This window comes from Tessaracoccus flavus (genome assembly GCF_001997295.1).
In the GTDB taxonomy this organism is placed as follows: Bacteria; Actinomycetota; Actinomycetes; order Propionibacteriales; family Propionibacteriaceae; genus Arachnia; species Arachnia flava.
The window spans coordinates 3091927-3109636 of the sequence record NZ_CP019605.1 but is presented as its reverse complement, the minus strand read 5'-3'; the positions used below and the strand labels follow the sequence as shown (position 1 = coordinate 3109636).

The window sequence follows — 17710 nt, the reverse complement described above, 5'->3', positions numbered from 1 at the left end:
CGCCCGTTCAGAGCCACCATGCGCGGCGCAGACCTGGTCTCAGCAGCCGCCCCAGCTGACGTCGTCGGTGTACTCACCCGCGCTGATCTCATAGACCACGTCGGTGTCGACGAGCGTCCGCGTCGGGGCGTACTCGAAGCCGCCGTAGCCATCGGGGACGCCCCGGACCCGGAAGATCAGCTCCCGGTCGCCTTCACGGACCGACCCGAAGTACTGCGTGCGGCCGTAGTTCTCCTTGGCCTCCACCTTGAAGCGGGACCCGTAGATGCCGCGGATAGAACCGATGCTGAGCCCGGGCCGCGCGCCGTCGACGGTGAAGATGTTGCGGGACTGCACCAGCACGTCCGAGCGTCCGAACGTCACGGCGATCCCCCTGGAGCGCAGCTCCGTCGTCTCCCGGTAGGCGTCGCACTCGTGACCGGTCGCCGTCAGGTAGCCCAGGCGCGCCAGATCGGCGTGCGACACCCCTGCCTTGAGCGGGCCGAGCCCGGAGAAGTCGAGGCGCACCTGGTCGAGCACGTGCGGCGGCACGGTCTTGACAGGCTGGATCTGGTCGTGGGCGAAGCGGACGAGGTTGTTGAACACCCAGCCGGTCTTGTTGCGGTAGGCGCCACCCTCATACGCGGCGTAGTTCGTCCAGATGTAGCTCCGGCAGGCACCGCTGCCCGTGGCAGCGGTGTCGCACTCGGTGCGCCAGGTGCGGCCGTTGCTCGTGAACGAGTCGCTCGGCACACCGAGTGGATTGTTGGCCCAGGCCCCGCGGTAGGACGGCAGGTACGTGAGGTTGTTGAAGTGCCAGCCTGTGATGGTGCGGAAGCGCCCGTTCTCGTAGCGCACCACCGAGGCCCAGATGTCGGTCTCGCAGCGCACCACCGTCGAGGAGTACATCTCGCAGTCGGTCTGCCAGAGCCGACCGTTATTGGCGTGACCGCCAGGGTTCGAGTACATGTCGACTTCCTCGGCCGCAGCAGTGGCCACCCTGCCCCAGACCAGCATCGCTGCCGCCGCCAGAGCCGCTGCCAGCCGTCGCTTCAGTGTCATGATCCATCCCTCTCGTCCGCGAGCCTTCAGACTAGGTGAGGGAGGCTGCGGCAGTCGCGTGTCACACCGGCCTGTCGGCCAAGGGACCGGTTAGTCGTCGTCGATGTCGCCCGCCAGCGCCTTGGCCGCGAGGTTCTCCTCCTCGGCAACCTCCCACACCTCTCGCGCGGCGCGGGCGTTGAGCGCGATGATGCCCAGGCCCAGGATGAGGTCGGGCCACCCGTTGCGGACGAGGAACAACGTGATGACGCCGACGACGATGATGCCGATGTTGATGATGACGTCGTTGCGGGCGGCCAGCCAGGCGGCCCGCGTCATGGACCCCCCGTGCTCGCGGTGCCGCAGCAGAATGACAGAACAGATGGTGTTGACCACCACCGCTCCCCCCGCGGTCAGGATGAGCGACAGCGGATCGGGCGCGTCGGGCCGCTGGAACTTGACGATCGCCTGCCAGAGCGCTGCGACGGCGGGGATGAGGATGACCACCGCCATCACCTTGCCCATCGTCGCCCGGCGCGCCAGCGGCCACCCCAGGGCAAGGAAGATGAGGAGGTTGACGGCGGTGTCCTCGAGGAAGTCGACGGAGTCGGCGTACAGTGACACCGAGCCGATGTTGATCGCCACCCCGGCCTCGACGAAGAAGTAGGCGAGGTTGAGGGCAGCGACGATGAGGACGGCGCGTCGGAGGCCGTCGGCAGTGGTCTGGGTCACGGGCGGCAGTCTACGAGCGCGCTGCCGATCTGCGGGCACGGGTTCAGGCAACGCCGTAGAGGACGAAGAGCGCGGCGGCCGCGGCCGCTGTGAACCCGACGGCCAGCGTCCTCTGCAGCGTGGTGTCCAGGAACGATCGTGCGAGCCACGCGAGAATCACGGCACCGAGCAGAGCCAGCCCTGCCCAGTAGGCCGCTGGGGTCGTGTCCGAAATGCGCACCAGGCCGTGGGCAGCCTCGCCGATCGCGACGCCCGGAAACAGGGCCGCGGCTGGCACGCGCCACGCCGGAGCAGCTCGGCGTCGGAGCGCCCAGACGGCCAGCCCCATCGCCGCCCCGCTGACGACGCCGGCCACCGACCAGAACGCCACCATCTGCAGGCTGACCCCGAAACCCCTCAGGTGGGTGGTGGCGTAGTAGCCGACCATGGCCAGGGGTCCTGCGGACGCGCCGAAAAGCACGTGGGTGAGGGCTCCCCGGCCGGCCAGCGCCACGGCGGCGGCGAGGGCAACCACCGGAGCGGCGGAGTTGAAGAGCGGCGCAATGGGCTCGGGTGCCACCGTCTGCCCGAACGACATCACGACCCCGGCAACGAGCCCCCCGCCAAGGGCGAGCGCGGCAGCGCGGGCGCTCACCGGCCTTCCACCAGTGCGGCGACCGTCCGCCGGATGAGGCCGGTTGGCAGCGGCTCGTCGAGCGCGAACCAGATCGATCCCTTGCCGTGGATGTGCGCTCTGAGCTCCTGGGGGAGCGACTCGTCGCTGGGCACCGGGTAGATCGCCACGTGGTCCTTGAACCCCGAGATGTACACCCGCGCCCGGCCCTTGCCGGTGCGGTAACCGACGATTCCGTAGCTCAGCGTCTCCTCCGCCTCGGGCAGTTGGCCGCGGACGAGGGCGCGGAGGTCGTCGAACTTCTCGCGCGCCGCGTCGGGCACCTGCGCGATGTACTCGTCGACCGTGGTGGGCTTGGCGAGCGGTTCGTGTTGCTTGTGCCAGGAGGCCTCGAGCATGGATCGCAGGACGTCCAGATCGACGTCGGCCAGCTTGTTCAGGTAGAGACACGAGACGCTGGCGCGGTGCTTCCCGAGGCGGGAGAGTTCGTCGCCGTAGTGCTCGAAACCCTCGGAGAAGTAGATCGTGATGGACGCCTTCCGCGGGCTGAATCCGATCCCCGGCTGGTCACCCTCGCGGCCGGTGTCGTAGCGGTAGTGCTCCGTGCCGAAGCCGATGATCGATGAGCCCCACAGCACCGGCTGCTCACCAGAGATGTCGCGCATCATGTCGATCAGCGCTCGTGCCTCGTGGCGACGGCGCTCAGTGACGGAGTCGAGGAACTCGTCCACCGACGAGTCGGTGGGTCGGGTGATGTTGTCGGGCATGGGTCCGCTCCTGTCCAGCAGGCGGCAGAATCACCGCGCTCTCGGCGAGCTTAAGCGCCCAGCCAGGAGTGGCACCTGAGCAATGTCCCTGATGTTTCCCCGATCCCTGAGCAGGGCCGGCGAGCGCTCGAATCGATCCCTGAGCAGTGACGAGCGCAAGAGCTAAGGAACGTCCGTCGAAGGGTGGTCCCTGAGCAGGGCCGGCGAGCGCAGCGAGCAGCCCGTCCGTCGAAGGGTAACGGCCTCGCCACCTACCGCCGCCCCCGACCACAAGGGCGGCGACCACACTCACGGGCGTAACCCTTCGACAAGCTCAGGGACCTTGACCCCTGAGCAGTGACGAGCGCAAGAGCTAAGGAACGTCCGTCGAAGGGTGGTCCCTGAGCAGTGACGAGCGCCTGCGCGAGGAACGTCCGTCGAAGGGTAACGACCTCGCTACCTACCGCCGCCCCCGACCACAAGGGCGGCGACCACGGTCGGGGCCGTAACCCTTCGACAAGCTCAGGGAGCACGAGCCGACAAGCTCAGGGAGCACGAGGCGACAAGCTCAAGGGCCGAGTGGTCAGGACCCCTGAGACACCTCGGGGAGCCGCCAGCCCCAGACGGCACCGAGGGCTCCCAGGGCGGCCAGGAACACCAGAGCCCAGACCGTGCCGAGCAGCGCGATCGCCGAGCTGATCGCCCCGACCACCAGCAGGATGATGCCCATCGCCGTGTTGGAGACGGCGACGTACAGCGTCCGCTGATCCCCCTCCGCCATGTCGACGATGTAGGTCTTGCGCCCCACCCGCACACCGGTGTGCAGGAGGGTCAGCAGGAAGTACCCGACGACGAGCACGAGGGTGCCGACGGTCGTCTCCCCCGAGAATCCCGGGAGCGCGACGATGCCGACGATCAGCAGCACCACCGCCGCCGACGCCGCCGCACCGAAGGCCATGAGACGGCGGCTGGAGCGGTCGGCCATCCGGCCGAACAGCCGCCCGCCGATGATCGACGCCACCCCCGACGCAACGACGAAGCCACCCAGTCCGACGACGGCGTCGGCGCCCGACGACGCCGACATGGAGACGATGAACGGTGGCGCCAGGGCGGAGACGAGGAGGAAGCTGCGGGTGGTGACGAAGCGGCGGAAGTCCCGGTCGTCGCGCAGGAGCCTCAGCGCGGCCCACGAGCCGTCGCTCTCGCCGTCGGCCGAGGCGTCGTCGTCGGGCTCCTCGACCTGCGCGTACAGCACCGCCGCGAGCACCCACAGCGCGGCCGCTCCGCCGAGCACCCAGGCGAGCTGCGTCGCCTCCAGTTGTTGGCCGCCCAGCAGACGGAGGCCCAGCCCGAGCGTGATCGCCACGATCCCCGAGGCGGTGGTGGCCAGTCCGTTGACCTGGCCGCGCTCGCCCTTCGGCAAGGTCCGCCCCAGGACATCCTTCGAGGCGATCGAGGTCAGGCAGCGGCCCAGCGAGAACACCGCCAGCGCACCGACGATGCCGACCCCCGCCCAGAGGCCGGAGCCGACGGCGGCGATGAGCGTCATCACGGCGACCGAGGCGGCCTGCACCGCGTGACCGACGACGACCACCCACTTGCGCTGCCGGTAGCGCATCACGATCGGGGTGAGGAATGCCTGCGGGAGCATCGAGCCCGACTCCCGGATCGGGACGAGCAACCCGATGAGGGCAGCAGGGGCCCCGAGGGCGTGGAGCAGCCAGGGCAGCACCGTCGACGCCTTCGTCGCCTGATCCCCCGACGCCTGCAGCGCGCTCGCGCCCACGATCCGTAGCCCGTTGCGGGCCACGGTGCTGCGGTCCTCCTCGGCGATCGACTCGTCGGCGGCCGAGGAACGGTGCACAAGGGCGGTGTAGACGGATTCGCTGGTGGTCACAGCCAGAGCCTAGGACAGGGCACGGACGTGCACACACCCGGCCCGTAAAGTGATATCATATTGATTACACTTTATTGAAAGGACCATCGTGACTCTTCCCCAGACACCCGATCCCAGCACCGATCTCGACGGCGACTCCGTGGGCGGCAACACCTCCGTTCGTCCCGTCGGGCGCGAGGGTGCCCGCGTCGACATTGAGGAGAAGAAGGCCTGGTACATCGACGGCATCCTGGCGTTCTTCGTCGCCCTGGTGGTCCTCGGCCTCGCCTCCTGGCAGTTCGTCGTCGCCGCGATGGCGCTCGACGTCGGGGACGCCGGCGGGCTGCGGATGTTCCTGGCGATCCTTCTGTTCCTCCTGGCGTTGGTGATGTTCTCGTCGCTGACGATCATCAGCCCCGGCGACACCAAGGTCATCCAGTTCTTCGGTCGCTACATCGGCACCATCCGCCGGGCCGGCCTGCTGATGACCGTCCCCTTCACCACGAAGAAGAAGGTCTCGGTGAAGGTTCGCAACTTCGAGACCAACGAGCTCAAGGTCAACGACGCCGACGGCAACCCGGTCAACATCGCCGCGATCGTCGTGTGGCAGGTGGCCGACACCGCCAAGTCGGTGTTCGCCGTCGAGCAGTACGACGAGTTCGTCGCGGTGCAGTCGGAATCGGCACTGCGCCACGTCGCCACCACCCACCCCTACGACTACGCAGGCCCCGGCGAGGAGAGCCTCCGCGGTTCCACCGAGCTGGTGGCCGACGAACTCGCCGACGAGGTGGCCGCGCGCATCGCGATCGCCGGCCTCGAGGTGGTGGAGACCCGCATCTCCTCGCTCGCCTACGCGCCGGAGATCGCCCAGGCGATGCTTCAGCGCCAGCAGGCGTCCGCGATCATCGCGGCCCGCGAGAAGATCGTCGAGGGCGCGGTGTCCATGGTCGAGAACGCGCTCGAGCGCCTCGAGGAGAAGAACGTCGTCTCCCTCGACGAGGAGCGCAAGGCCGCGATGGTGTCCAACCTGCTCGTGGTCCTCACCAGCGAGTCGCGCGTCACCCCGGTGGTCAACACCGGGTCGCTGTACACGTGAGCGATGCGCTGTGACCTGCCCGAGGGGCTCTGATGGGCGAGCGTAAGGCGGTGCTGCTCCGGTTGGACCCGGCGGTGCACGACGCGCTCGCCCGCTGGGCTGCCGACGATTTGCGCTCGGTCAACGCCCAGATCGAGGTGGTGCTGCGGGACGCGCTCAAGAAGGCCGGGCGCGCCCCCAAGGACGCGGCCCCGCTCCCGAAACGCGGCCGCCCGCCAGCACAGCCCCGTTCCCCGAGCGGGAAAGGTCACCACCGTCTCCCTGAGTAACGACCGCGAGGAACGAGCGGCCGTGTATCGAAGGGCTCGCAACCTGACAGGCCAAACCCGCGGTGCCTCGCGCCCCCGCCGTCGCGCGAATTAGTTGAAACCGGGACGACCGTTAGACTGATCCACGTGACCCAGCAACGACTTCTTCTCGTCCACGCCCACCCCGACGACGAATCGAGCCAGTCTGTCGCCACCATGGCGCGCTACCTCGACCAGGGGGCCCACGTCACGCTCGTCACGTGCACGCTGGGCGAACTCGGCGAGATCATGCTGCCGGAGTGGTCACACTTCTCGCCGGCCGAGCTCGGCGCGCACCGTCAGGTCGAGCTGGAGTCAGCCCTCGACGTCGTGGGGGTGACCGACCACCTCTTCCTCGGCGGCCCCGGCCGCTACCACGACTCCGGGATGACCTCCGACGACACCGGACGCGCGGCGGTGCCCGACGAGATGCCCGACAACGCCTTCTGGCGAGCCGACCTGCTGGAGGCCGCCAACCACCTCGTCGAAGTCATCCGAAGCCGGCGGCCCCAGGTGGCCATCACCTACGACCCGTTCGGCAACTACGGGCATCCCGACCACATCCAGGCCCACCGCACGCTCATGTACGCCGTGCAGCTGGCGTCGTCGCCGTCGCACCGCCCGGATCTGGGCGCGCCCTGGCAGGTCTCCCGCGTCCTGTGGAACACCCACAACACGAGCAAGTGGGCGGAGGCCTACGCCATCGCGCGGGAGCGCGGGCTTGAGCTCTGGCCGGGTGTCGACGAGGACGCCGCCACTGAGCGGTTCGGGCCGGACCCGTCGCAGATCGTCGCGGTGGTCGAGACATCGCCGTGGCTCGAGAAGTGCCGCGCCGCGCTGGGCGCGCACCGCAGCCAGGTCAACCTTGAGCACCCGTTCTGGCAGTTCTACTCGATCATGCAGGAGCTCCCCGGCGCCGGGGAGGCGTATCTGCTGGGCAGCGGTCAGCCGTTCCCGCCCGGCGACGGCCCGGCCACCGACGTCTTCGAGGGAATCGACTTCTCAGAAGCCACGTAAAGTGTTGTCCATGAAGTTTCGCCTCGCAGCTGCAGCAGTCGCCGCCCTCGCCCTGGTCGGGCTGAGCGCCTGCTCCCCCGACGACGCCCAGCCCGACGCGACCGCCACAGTCAGCGCCCCCGCCGAGGGCACCTCGCAGCCCACCGACCCGGGCGCGGGGGATGCGACTGAACCGGGCGGCGTTCAGACGCAGGACGACGGCACCATCACCTTCGAGGGCGACGTGCAGACCGAGACGATCATGGTGGGCCCGCAGGAGATCGAGGTGCCGAAGGGCATCAAGCTCCCCGAGGAGTCTCTGGTCAGCGACGCCCAGCCCGCCTACGTCATGATCATCGACGAGGACCCCTCCGCCGTCATCACGGCCGTCACCGAGAGCGCCGAGGAGTCGGGCTACGAGGTGTTCGCGCAGCCGAACGAGTACACCTGGGTCTTCGTGGGCCACGGCAACGCCGTCCTGCTGAGCGCCTCCCCGCAGGTACAGATCCTGAGCTGGGGCCCCGAGGCCATGGCCGAGGTCCTCGCCGAGGCCTGATCGTCCCCGACTGCGGGGAACGCCCGCGCGGGGTGTAGCTTTCGGTCGTGAAGAAGCTCCGCCTCGCGCTGGCCCTGCTCGTGGCGGTCGCCGCCGCACCGCTGGCCCCAGCAGCCCCCGCCGCCGCCCTCGACGTCTACCTCGAGCCGGGCGTCCATGAGATCAACGGGCGCCTGTGGAGCACCGAGTGCGAGCCGTACTCGCAGACGAAGCGGTGCCGCACCGAGATCATGGCCACGGTGGTGTCCTACATCAACGGCCGCTTCGTGCCCGAGACCGACTGGGCCTTCAACAACCTCACCTACGCCCCGATGCCCCGCGCCGGGTGGGGCGACAACCCGCTGGCCAACACCGGTACGTGGACCAACGCCGGGCGCACATGGCGCACCGAGTGCGACACCCCCCTGACCGGCCAGAACGGCTGCCGAACCTTCCTCAAGGCGAGCGTCGTCGAGTCCGTGCGTGCAGCGTCGGGCGGCACCTCGTACCGGTGGGTCACCAAGGAGATTCTCAACAACATGGTGCGGTTCTCGCCGCCCGCGGCCGCCCCCACGCCCACACCGACGCCCACGCCGCCGGCCGAGCCCGGCCCCGAATGGCCGCGCGACCTCAGCCAGGTCAAGGACGCCGGGCTCAAGAGCTGCATTGTGCTTCGCTCCGGGGTGCGCACGGCCGCAGACTTCGACGCCGAGGCCGCCGCCCGCCTGACGCGTCTGAACTGCAGCTACTCCGGCGTGCGATCGCTGGAAGGGATGCCGTACCTGCCCAACCTCACCGGCCTAGACTTCTCCTTCACCGAGCTTGGGAGTCTGAAGGGTCTGCCCCCCCAGGCGAAGGTGAGCTTCCTCGGGCTTCAGTCGTCGAACGTCGCATCGCTCGCCGAGGTGGCCCACCTGCCGGCCCTGACGAGGTTGACCATGTGGGACACCCCGGTCAGCGACCTCAGCCCGCTGCGGCACACCCCGTCGCTGACCCACCTCGACGCGCGGGAGACCCTGCTCACGTCGCTGGCGACCCTGCCGTCGCTGGGTCAATTGGACTTCCTGTCGGTCGGCGACGGCCAGGTCAGCACCCTGCGCGGGATGCCGTCGCTGCCGAAGCTGGCGTCGCTCCACCTCAACAACAACCCGATCACCTCGTTCGAGGGGATGCCGTCGCTCGGGTCGCTCACGCTGCTCCAGGCGTCCGGGCTGCAGACGCCGTCGTTCGCGGGGCTGCCGGCGCTGCCGATCTTGAAGGACCTTGTGGCCAGTGGCAACGGGCTGACATCCTTCGCAGGCCTGCCGCCGCTGCCGTCGCTCACCTACCTGAATATCACCCACAACGAGCTCACCTCGTGGGCCGGCCTGCCGACGATGCCGCTGCTGGCGCGCATCGACGCGTCGTTCAACCCGCTGACGACCACCGCCGGGTTCGCCCCACAGCCGTCGCTGGACACGTTGCAGATCGACTACACGTCGGTGGCGGATCTCTCGGGCCTACCCTCGCTGCCGAAGCTCCAGTCGCTCGACGCCTCCAACAGTCGAGTGACCCAGCTGGGTGGGATGCAGGTCCAGCCATCCCTGCGCATGCTGAGCGTGGGCGATTCGCCGGTGGCGAGCCTTGCTGGCTGGACGGTGCAGCCGGTGCTTCGCGAGCTGTACTTCCGCGGTCACTCGATCACGCAGGTATCGCCGCTGGCGGGTCAGGTGTCGCTGCGGAAACTGCTGTTCTGGTCGGCCGACGGCATCACCGACGCGCACACCCTCCAGCCCCTGGTCGACGCGGGATGCAGCGTCGACATCCTCCCGCGCTAGCCCCTACGTTACCGAGAGGTGCCATTCAGCGACACGTACGACCATTATGGTCGCGCGTGTCACCAAAGTGACCCCTTCAGAGTAGGGCACGTCTCCTTGAGTAGGGGCGAGGAACGAGCCCCGTATCGAAAGGCCCCCCACAGCGCCACGCCCACCAGAGACAGCGGACCACCTCACGAGCCCTTCGATACACGGCCGCTCGTCCCTCACGGCCGCTACTCAGGGAAACGGCGCGGACGTCACGCTCGACCCTCACGGCCGCAACCCAGGGAAACGGCGAGGGGTCAGCCGGCGAGGAGGGTTTCGAAGTCCACGAAACCCTCCGGCTCGCGCTGTCTGGGCGCGGAGGTGAGGGCGCGGGCCAGGTCGGCGGCGCCGTCGCGGACCCGACGCCCGAGCGCAGCCGATCCGGGGCCGCCGAAGTCCGAGGTGGCAGCGAAGATCGCCGTGCGCACCGGCTCGGCCCCGAGGTACGAGAACAGCGGTCGCATGGCGAAGTCCAGCATCAGCGAGTGGCGCTCGGTGCCCCCGGTGGCGGCCATGAGCACGGGCTTCCCACGCAACGTGTCGGGCTCGAGAATGTCGAAGAAGCTCTTGACGAGCCCGCTCATCGACGCCGAGAACGTGGGGCTGACCACCACGAGGGCATCCGCGTCCGCGACATCGTCGACGACTCGCGCCAGCTCGCCGGTCGGGAAGCCGGTCAGCATGGCGTCGACGATGGGATGGGCGAGCTCGCGCAGTTCGGCGACCGAGACCTCAAGGTCGCCGTCGCCGGCGAGTTCCTCACGGAGGCGGGCGACGATGAGGTCGCCCAGGACGCGGGTGGACGACGGCGTGCCGAGGCCGCCGGAGATGACGACGATGCGGGTCATAGCTAACTCCTTCGAAGGGTGACGAACTAGCCGGTCAGGCGGTTGCCGTCCTCGGCGCGGGTGCCGGTCCAGCGGTCCGCGGAGGGGCCGCGCTCGGCCGGGGGATCGGGCGCGCCGGCGGCGGCGACGAGCGAGGCGTGGGTGGGGGCGTCGGGCACGTGAGCGGGCTTCAGCTTCGCGAACTCTTGGCGCAGCACCGGCACGACCTCTTCGCCGAGCAGGTCGAGCTGCTCCAGCACGGTCTTCTGCGGCAGCCCGGCGTGGTCCATGAGGAAGAGCTGGCGCTGGTAATCGCCCGCGTACTCCCGGAACCCGAGGACCCGCTCGATCACCTGCTGCGGCGAGCCGACGGTCAACGGCGTCTCGCGGGAGAAGTCCTCCAGCGACGGGCCGCCGCCGTAGACCGGGGCGTTGTCGAAGTAGGGACGGAACTCGCGGATGGCGTCCTGGGAGTTCTTGCGCATGAACACCTGCCCGCCGAGCCCGACGATCGCCTGGTCGGCCCTGCCGTGGCCGTAGTGCTCGTAGCGGCGCCGGTACAGCTCCACCATGCGGCGGGTGTGGCTGGGCGGCCAGAAGATGTTGTTGTGGAAGAAACCATCGCCGTAGTAGGCGGCCTGCTCGGCGATCTCGGGCGAGCGGATCGAGCCGTGCCAGACGAACGGTGCCACTCCGTCGAGCGGACGGGGAGTGGCGGTGAACCCGTGGAGCGGGGTGCGGAACTTGCCCTGCCAATTGACGACGTCCTCGCGCCACAGCCGGTGCAGGAGCTCGTAGTTCTCGATCGCGAGCGCGATGCCGTCGCGGATGTCCTGCCCGAACCAGGGGTAGACCGGGCCGGTGTTACCGCGGCCGAGCGTCAGATCGACCCGCCCCTCGGCGAGATGCTGCAGCTGGGCGTAGTCCTCCGCGATGCGCACCGGATCAGTGGTGGTGATGAGCGTGGTCGCGGTGGACAGGATGATCCGCTCGGTCTTCGCGGCGATGAACGCGAGCGTCGTCGTCGGCGAGGTGGCCACGAACGGCGGGTTGTGGTGCTGGCCCGCCGCGAAGACGTCGAGGCCCACCTCCTCCGCCTTGAGCGCGAGCTCGACAGTCGCCTTGATGCGCTCGTGCTCGGTGGGCGTGCGGCCCGTGGTGGGGTCGGGGGTGATGTCGCCGATCGTGAAGATGCCGAACTGCATGATGTCCTCCAGTACCTGTTGGCACCAGCCTACATCATGGTTTAGATTTCAACTAAACCCTGGGTCAGACCTTGACCGTCCACCCGTGTTTGTCCTCGGCGCGCCCGTACTGGATGTCGACGAGGTGCTGGCGGATCTCGCGCGTCTTGGGCCCCGGCTGTCCGTCGGCAACCACCTGCTCGCCCCGCTGGGGCGAGTTGAAGCCGACGATCGGGGTCACGACGGCGGCCGTCCCGCAGGCGAAGACCTCGGTGATCTGACCCGACTCGAGACCGTCGAGCAGCTCGTCCACCGAGATGGGGCGCTCGACGGCGGTGAGCCCGTGGTCGGCTGCCAGCATCAGGATGGACTCACGCGTGACGCCCGCGAGGATCGAGCCCAGCGCCGGCGTGACCAGTTCGCCGTCTGCGGTGACGAACATGACGTTCATCGTGCCGCACTCCTCGATCCACTTGTGCTCGGCGCCGTCGGTCCACAGCACCTGGCCGCACCCGTTGGCGTACGCCTCCTGGGTGGCGATGAGGCTGGCCGCGTAGTTGCCGCCGCACTTGGCGGTGCCGGTGCCGCCGGGGGCGGCGCGCGTGTAGTTGGGCGTGATCCAGAGCTTCATCGGCTCGGAGTAGTAGGGCCCGGCTGGCGTGGCGATGACCGCGTAGCGGTAGGTGTTGGCCTCGCGCACACCGAGGTAGGGCTCGGACGCGATCATGAACGGGCGGATGTAGAGGCTCTGCTCGTTCTCGCTGGTGGGCACCCACTCCCGCTCCATGTCCACCAGTTCGGTCACCGACGCCAGAAACAGCTCCTCCGGGAGCACCGCCATGCCCATCCGCTGGGCGGACGTGACGAAGCGGGCGGCGTTGCGCTCGGGGCGGAAGAGCCAGATGGAGTCGTCGTCGCGCCGGTACGCCTTGAGCCCCTCGAAGATCTCCTGGCCGTAGTGCATCACGGCTGCGGCCGGGTGGAGGGCCCACTCCGTCATGGGCACGATCCTCGGCTCCTGCCATCCGTCGCCTGCCACGTAGTCGACAACGGCCATGTGGTCGACGTAGTAGCGGCCGAATCCCGGGTCGGCGAGGGCCGCCTGGCGAGCGGCGTCGCTCGTGGAGGTCGCCGTGCGAGTCACTTGAAACATGGGCATAGCAAGCGATGGTAGACCTCGACTGAGCGACTCTACCGGGTGAGTCCACGCGCTGGGTAGGCTCGCCCGATGCGCGCATTTTCTGCCTTTGCACCTGTGGTCGCCGCGCTCAAGGACGGACCACGGGAAGCAACAGTGCGGTAACTCTTCGACGGACGCTCCTCGCGCAAAGCACTCGTCACTGCTCAGGGATCTGGAGGGTGTCACTCCGACCACGCATGGAGTCAGCCCACCCGCGCCGACCTCAGTGCGGCCTGGACGCGTTGGGCGTGCTCCGGAGCGAGATCGCGGCCGGCAGCCCGAGCGGCTCGGTTGAGGGCCACGACGGCGCGCTCGGCCTCGTCCTGGCGGCCGGCGAGTGACAGCGCGTGGATTTCGCGAACAGCCAGGGCGTCGTCGGCCTGCGCCAACCGTCCCCGTCCGACGGCCCAGAGAGCCCCTTCCACGTCACCCTTCGTCAGGGCGCGGTCGGCGAGCACGCAGGCCGCATCGACGATCATCGCGACCATGTCGGCCCGCAGTTGCTCTGCCCAGATCCACTGGAAGCCGTAGCTTCCCAGCGGCTCTCCGCGCACCATCCGCAGCGCCCGCCGAAGAGATTCGGTCGACGCGACGTTGACACCTCCGCTGAGCAGCCCCTCGAACTGTTCCCAGTCCGAGCTGACCCGGGAATCGAGCGAGATCAGCCCCGAGTAGGCGTCGGGCAGATAGGCGACGCCGTCGTCATCGGAGCCGAGCCAGGAGCGCAGCCGGCTCATGTTGGAGCGGCGGGTGGAGTCGGCCACCAGGAGGCTCTGCATCATGGTCGTGGCACGCGCGCCGGGATGCGCGAGGATCCAGGCGCAGTACTCCATGCACTGCCCTCGCGCACGGCTCGGCGGGTCGCCCGCCGCCCCCACGAGGTCTACCTCCCCGAGCAGCAACAGGGTCGGGTGCTGGGGTGAGGATGCTGTCATCGCTGTGTCCTCGGGCTGATCGGGCTCGGGTGGATCGAGGGGGGTGACGTTCGCCGGAAGGGCGTCCGGTCGCCACCAGGGAGCAGGTTCGGTGGTGGCGGTGCCGGTGGCGGTCAGCAGCTCCAGCAGCGCCCTTTTCGCTGGACGCTCCACGAGCTGGGGGTCGAAGACGGTGCCGTCCATGGACGCACCAGCCGGACCGACCTCGATCAGAACCGCAGGGACATGAGGACGCTCGTTGGTGGCGAACAGCACGCTCACCCCCACCTCTCCGAGGGCCAGCACGTCGCCCAGTGCATCCAGCTGGGCAGGTGCGAGAGGGTCGGTGAAGACGTAGACCACCGGGCTCCACGCTTCGGCGCGGTCAGGATCTGCCCGGAGTGTTGACAATCTCTCCTGGCGCATCGCCAACCGGCGCTGCGAACTCTGCCGCAGCAGGCGGGCGATGGCCGCGTCGGCGTCCGGTTCGCCCTCCACCCTGGGATCGTCCAGCGCCGCCGCCCAGTCCGTGTCACCACTGACAATCAGCGACACCGACGACGACCACGGCGCGCAGGTCAAGCTGGTGAGCGCAGCGGCCAGCAACGGCTCGCTCTGGCCGGTCACCGCCGTCGCCCGGGCCAGCTCGAGATCGTGATGCACGGGCCGGTCAGCGTCCCAGCCCAGCACCAGCGTCGTCGGCGTCATCGCGGTCGCAGCGTCGTCGTCGGCTGCACGTCTGCCCAGCGCGGTCCAGAACCGACCCACCTGGGGCGAGACCGGGACCAGCCGTTGACCGACGGCCCTGCCCAGGAGTTGGGCGCGACGTCGGGTCGCCAGACCGGCCACCACGCCGGCCGCCATCAGGGCACCGATCGAGCCGAGCAGCATGGTGACCTCGTCGGCACTACGACCCGACGACAACGGTGCCGCTTCGCCCTGTTCAGCCGCTGACTGGGCCACGGGCTCCTGCGCCCTACCCATCAGCCTGTCCACCACAGCCGCCTCGATGCCCGCCGACGGCTCGACGACGACCGGCGACGGCCGGGCCGGCTCCGGCTCCGGCTCCGGCTCCGGTTGACTGTCAGGCGCAACCGATGGCTCGGGCGGTGCAGGGTCGTCGGCCGGAAGCTCCGCAGCGCCATCGCCAGGGATTTCCTCCACGTCGACGACCGAGCCCGCATCCGGTCCGCCGGGCACCTCCAGTTGCCACCCGATGTCGATCTGATCGGGGTCGGCGACCTGGTCCCTGTTGAGCTCGAAGACCTCCGGCCAACGCTCCGGTTCTCCCAGCTCGCGCTCGGCGATGGACCACAGCGACTCGCCCGGCTGCACAGTCACGACGCGAGGCTGGTGGGGCTCGCCGGGGAGAACGATCTCCTCGCCGGGGATGAGCCGGGTCGTATCGGAGATGCCGGGGTTGAGCGCGACGATGTCGCGCCAGCGCTCGCCGGAGCCGAGCTCCCGCTCCGCAACACTCCACAGCTCATCTCCCGACTGGACGATGTAGCTGCGTCCGACGGGCCGCGCCCGGGCCTCCTGCTCCCCGACCTCGGCCTGCCGGGCTCCGTCGGCAGTGCTGGCCAGGGCAGGCGGCGCCTCCGGCGCACCAGCGGTAGCGGCGGCGTGCGAGGGGCCCTGAACGGAGAAGGCCGCGACGACAAGTGCTGCCGCCGCCGGCCGCAGCCACGCCGTACCGGGCAGACGCAGCACCACCCGCTCGCGGGTCAGTACCGCCACGGCCTCGAACAGCACGGTCAGGGCAAGGATCCCCCACGCCAGCCACGCGACGACGCTGACGAGCGCGAGCACGACCCTGCTGTCGGCGCCGACCAACAGCGCCGTCGACCAGTCAACCTGAAGCAGGTGCCCGGGGTTGCCGATAGCGATCAGCAGCCACGGCACGCCCACAAACAGCAGCGCCAGTGCGCTGAGCGCCGCGACGGCACGGACGAGTCGCATCGGAAACCTCCTTCGGTCAGTTCGTGGGCATTGTCGGTGGTCGAGCGGACTCGTTGCCGCTATCCACAGGATTCATGTGCGCGTTCGATTACCGGGGAAGGTTGCGCTCGACGTAGACCGTGATGATCCCGATGATCAGCGCAGCCACGGCCACCGCGCCTGCGAGCAGGATGGCGTTCTCCGTGGACTGCGAGAGGCCTCGCTCGTCGCGGGGACGGGGCTGCGTGGCCTCGACCCACAGCGCCACGGCCTTGTGGAAGTTCTCGTGCATGGTGGTTCCTTTCATGAGTTGACGAGAGTGAGAAGGGCAGGGGTGACGAATGTGATCCCGAGGATGAGCGCGGGCAGCGTCATCCACAGCGCCATCCCCTCCGTCGCTTCCTGGGCCGCCGTGCGCTGGTGGGCGAGGTGAGCGTCGCGCAACTCCTTGACCCGCGCCTGGAGCACTTCGGCCAGCGCTGCGCCCTGCTCCTCGAGGCGCATGACGTCGGCGAAGTCCGCGAGCTCGGGGACGTTCCACTCGTCGGCGATGCGGTGGAGCTCGTCCCAGGGCTGGGTCTGCTCCATCCGCGCCCGCTCGAGCCCAGCGGTGATCCGCCGGAACAACGGGGCGTCCGAGATCGCGGCAGCGTTGGCGGTGGCTTGTGCGGCGGATGAGTTGGCGAGGCGCTCGAGCACCACGAGGTCGAAGAAGGTGTGGATGCCGTCGGTCGCGGCCCGTCGCTCCTGCTCCGCTCCAGCCCGCAGGCGGATGTCAGCCACGAAGTAACCGGCACCGGCGAGGGCGAGCCCCAGCCCCAGCGGCAGGAGGCCGGGTGGGTTACCGAGGATGAGTTGGCCCATCGACCAGAACAGCGGGAGAAGCGCCCCAGCGACGGTCCACACAAGCTTCTCGATGAAGAAGTCGCCGACGCTGCGCCCCTGCATGAACAGCAGCCGCTGCTGCGCGGCCGAGAGCGGCAGCTTCAGCCGCCGCTGCGCTCGCTCACCGAAACCTTCGAGCCCTGCCGGGGGTGCCTCGATCACGACGGACCGGCGGTCCAGGGCGGCCAGCGCGTCGCTGAGTCGGACAGGGGCGGTCAGGGCGCCGCGCACCACGAGCACCGAGCCCAGCCCGACGACCATGCCGCAGGCCACGACGAGCCCGATCATGCCTGGCTCCGCAGGAAGCGGGGAGCGGGCGGCGGGACCGTCAGTCGCCGCAGCATGAGGAGGCAGCCCAGGTACGTGGCAGCCAACGCCACCGCGATGATCTGACCGAGCGGCGTGGTGTAGGGCTCGAAGAATCGCCCATTGAACAGGATGGCGGCGGCCAGCACCGTGAGCGTGATGAGGGTGACCTGGCGGACGACGGCGCGGGGCTTGGCGCGCTCCGACGCGATCTCACGCAGGGCGCGCAGCCGATCCTGGATGCTGTCGGACAGAGCCCCGAGGGTGGCACGCGCTCCAGCCCCGCCCTTCGAGGCGGCGATGGCCAACGCGGCGACGACGGCGTCGGCGTCGGCCGACTCCAGCTCGTCGGCCATCGCGAACAGCGCGTCGCGCATGGTCCAGCGCTGATCGAGCCGAGTGCACAGCCTCGCCACAGGGTCGGCCAACACGTCGGGCACCTGGTGCCGGGTGCTGAAGACCGCGTCCCGGATCGACTTCCCAGATGACAGGGACGTCGCGACGACCCGCACCCACCGATCGAGCCCGGCCAGCACCTCCACCTCCCGATTGGGCGGTGCGCTCAGCAGGAGCGGCACGACGATGGCCACCGCGGGCAGCAGCACGAGCGCCAGCAGCCAGCCCGACGCGACCGCCGCCAGCACCCCGGCCCCCACTGACACGACGACCCACAGCCTGTGGGCGCGCGGGAGGCCTCTCCACAAGGTCGCGATTCTTGTCCACAGACC

General features: G+C 69.3%; 17 protein-coding genes. 5 read left to right on the top strand and 12 right to left on the bottom strand.

Annotated features, from left to right (window positions below; genetic code table 11):
• Positions 1–39: 39 nt before the first annotated feature.
• The 5 genes from RPIT_RS14195 to RPIT_RS14175 all read right to left on the bottom strand — a co-directional run bounded on the left by RPIT_RS14195 (position 40) and on the right by RPIT_RS14175 (position 5008).
• A complete protein-coding gene (locus RPIT_RS14195; protein WP_077344039.1) occupies positions 40–1041 on the bottom strand; it encodes a hypothetical protein in 1002 nt (333 codons plus the stop codon).
• A gap of 90 nt (positions 1042–1131) precedes the next feature.
• Positions 1132–1752 carry a cation efflux transmembrane domain-containing protein gene (locus RPIT_RS14190; RefSeq protein WP_077344038.1) on the bottom strand — a complete coding sequence of 207 codons (621 nt, stop codon included), beginning with the start codon at positions 1750–1752 and terminating at the stop codon, positions 1132–1134.
• Between the two features lie 43 nt (positions 1753–1795).
• Positions 1796–2386 carry a DUF6518 family protein gene (locus RPIT_RS14185; protein WP_077344037.1) on the bottom strand — a complete coding sequence of 197 codons (591 nt, stop codon included), beginning with the start codon at positions 2384–2386 and terminating at the stop codon, positions 1796–1798.
• Positions 2383–3132, bottom strand: coding sequence for a DUF1801 domain-containing protein (locus tag RPIT_RS15280; RefSeq protein ID WP_162274587.1), 750 nt, complete (start codon positions 3130–3132; stop codon positions 2383–2385). Before RPIT_RS15280 ends, RPIT_RS14185 begins: the two co-directional genes overlap by 4 nt.
• A gap of 562 nt (positions 3133–3694) precedes the next feature.
• The gene (locus tag RPIT_RS14175) at positions 3695–5008 is read right to left on the bottom strand and encodes an MFS transporter (RefSeq protein ID WP_077344036.1); all 1314 of its coding nucleotides are present in this window, start codon (positions 5006–5008) and stop codon (positions 3695–3697) included.
• 88 nt (positions 5009–5096) lie between these two features.
• On the opposite strand from RPIT_RS14175, the gene RPIT_RS14170 reads away from it, so the two are divergent.
• The 5 genes from RPIT_RS14170 to RPIT_RS14150 all read left to right on the top strand — a co-directional run bounded on the left by RPIT_RS14170 (position 5097) and on the right by RPIT_RS14150 (position 9718).
• Complete coding sequence (locus tag RPIT_RS14170; protein ID WP_077344035.1) at positions 5097–6083, top strand: SPFH domain-containing protein; 987 nt, start codon at positions 5097–5099, stop codon at positions 6081–6083.
• 32 nt (positions 6084–6115) lie between these two features.
• On the top strand, positions 6116–6352 hold the full coding sequence (locus RPIT_RS14165; RefSeq protein ID WP_077344034.1) for a type II toxin-antitoxin system antitoxin: 237 nt from the start codon (positions 6116–6118) through the stop codon (positions 6350–6352).
• A gap of 126 nt (positions 6353–6478) precedes the next feature.
• Positions 6479–7387 (top strand): N-acetyl-1-D-myo-inositol-2-amino-2-deoxy-alpha-D-glucopyranoside deacetylase, encoded by a 909-nt coding sequence (gene mshB / locus RPIT_RS14160; protein ID WP_218121645.1) that lies wholly within the window; start codon positions 6479–6481, stop codon positions 7385–7387.
• 10 nt (positions 7388–7397) lie between these two features.
• On the top strand, positions 7398–7922 hold the full coding sequence (locus RPIT_RS14155) for a hypothetical protein (protein ID WP_077344032.1): 525 nt from the start codon (positions 7398–7400) through the stop codon (positions 7920–7922).
• A gap of 47 nt (positions 7923–7969) precedes the next feature.
• Positions 7970–9718, top strand: a complete 1749-nt coding sequence (locus RPIT_RS14150; RefSeq protein WP_077344031.1) for a leucine-rich repeat domain-containing protein — start codon at positions 7970–7972, stop codon at positions 9716–9718.
• Positions 9719–10002: 284 nt separating this feature from the next.
• Here the strand turns inward: RPIT_RS14150 and RPIT_RS14145 are convergent, their stop codons facing one another.
• The 7 genes from RPIT_RS14145 to RPIT_RS14115 form a co-directional block, all read right to left on the bottom strand.
• Entirely contained in the window at positions 10003–10593 is a 591-nt protein-coding gene (locus tag RPIT_RS14145) for a CE1759 family FMN reductase (RefSeq protein WP_077344030.1), read from the bottom strand.
• Positions 10594–10619: 26 nt separating this feature from the next.
• Positions 10620–11777, bottom strand: a complete 1158-nt coding sequence (locus tag RPIT_RS14140; protein ID WP_077344029.1) for an LLM class flavin-dependent oxidoreductase — start codon at positions 11775–11777, stop codon at positions 10620–10622.
• A gap of 64 nt (positions 11778–11841) precedes the next feature.
• Positions 11842–12909: a branched-chain amino acid aminotransferase gene (locus RPIT_RS14135; protein ID WP_335755108.1), complete on the bottom strand. Its 1068-nt coding sequence runs from the start codon at positions 12907–12909 to the stop codon at positions 11842–11844.
• A 230-nt stretch (positions 12910–13139) separates the two neighbouring features.
• Positions 13140–15812, bottom strand: a complete 2673-nt coding sequence (locus RPIT_RS14130) for a LysM peptidoglycan-binding domain-containing protein (protein ID WP_077344027.1) — start codon at positions 15810–15812, stop codon at positions 13140–13142.
• An 88-nt stretch (positions 15813–15900) separates the two neighbouring features.
• The gene (locus RPIT_RS14125; RefSeq protein ID WP_226996276.1) at positions 15901–16098 is read right to left on the bottom strand and encodes a hypothetical protein; all 198 of its coding nucleotides are present in this window, start codon (positions 16096–16098) and stop codon (positions 15901–15903) included.
• Entirely contained in the window at positions 16095–16964 is an 870-nt protein-coding gene (locus RPIT_RS14120; protein ID WP_077344025.1) for a hypothetical protein, read from the bottom strand. Before RPIT_RS14120 ends, RPIT_RS14125 begins: the two co-directional genes overlap by 4 nt.
• Positions 16961–17686 carry a type II secretion system F family protein gene (locus tag RPIT_RS14115; protein ID WP_162274586.1) on the bottom strand — a complete coding sequence of 242 codons (726 nt, stop codon included), beginning with the start codon at positions 17684–17686 and terminating at the stop codon, positions 16961–16963. The genes RPIT_RS14120 and RPIT_RS14115 overlap by 4 nt, the downstream gene beginning before the upstream one ends.
• Positions 17687–17710 lie beyond the last annotated feature (24 nt).

Excerpts from the sequence above, each read along its gene's own strand:
- RPIT_RS14195 (WP_077344039.1), bottom strand. The coding sequence starts at position 1,041 with ATGACACTGAAGCGACGGCTGGCAGCGGCTCTGGCGGCGGCAGCGATG.
- RPIT_RS15280 (WP_162274587.1), bottom strand. The coding sequence starts at position 3,132 with ATGCCCGACAACATCACCCGACCCACCGACTCGTCGGTGGACGAGTTC.
- RPIT_RS14165 (WP_077344034.1), top strand. The coding sequence starts at position 6,116 with ATGGGCGAGCGTAAGGCGGTGCTGCTCCGGTTGGACCCGGCGGTGCAC.
- RPIT_RS14155 (WP_077344032.1), top strand. The coding sequence starts at position 7,398 with ATGAAGTTTCGCCTCGCAGCTGCAGCAGTCGCCGCCCTCGCCCTGGTC.
- RPIT_RS14145 (WP_077344030.1), bottom strand. The coding sequence starts at position 10,593 with ATGACCCGCATCGTCGTCATCTCCGGCGGCCTCGGCACGCCGTCGTCC.
- RPIT_RS14140 (WP_077344029.1), bottom strand. The coding sequence starts at position 11,777 with ATGCAGTTCGGCATCTTCACGATCGGCGACATCACCCCCGACCCCACC.
- RPIT_RS14135 (WP_335755108.1), bottom strand. The coding sequence starts at position 12,909 with ATGTTTCAAGTGACTCGCACGGCGACCTCCACGAGCGACGCCGCTCGC.
- RPIT_RS14130 (WP_077344027.1), bottom strand. The coding sequence starts at position 15,812 with ATGCGACTCGTCCGTGCCGTCGCGGCGCTCAGCGCACTGGCGCTGCTG.
- RPIT_RS14125 (WP_226996276.1), bottom strand. The coding sequence starts at position 16,098 with ATGAAAGGAACCACCATGCACGAGAACTTCCACAAGGCCGTGGCGCTG.
- RPIT_RS14120 (WP_077344025.1), bottom strand. The coding sequence starts at position 16,964 with ATGATCGGGCTCGTCGTGGCCTGCGGCATGGTCGTCGGGCTGGGCTCG.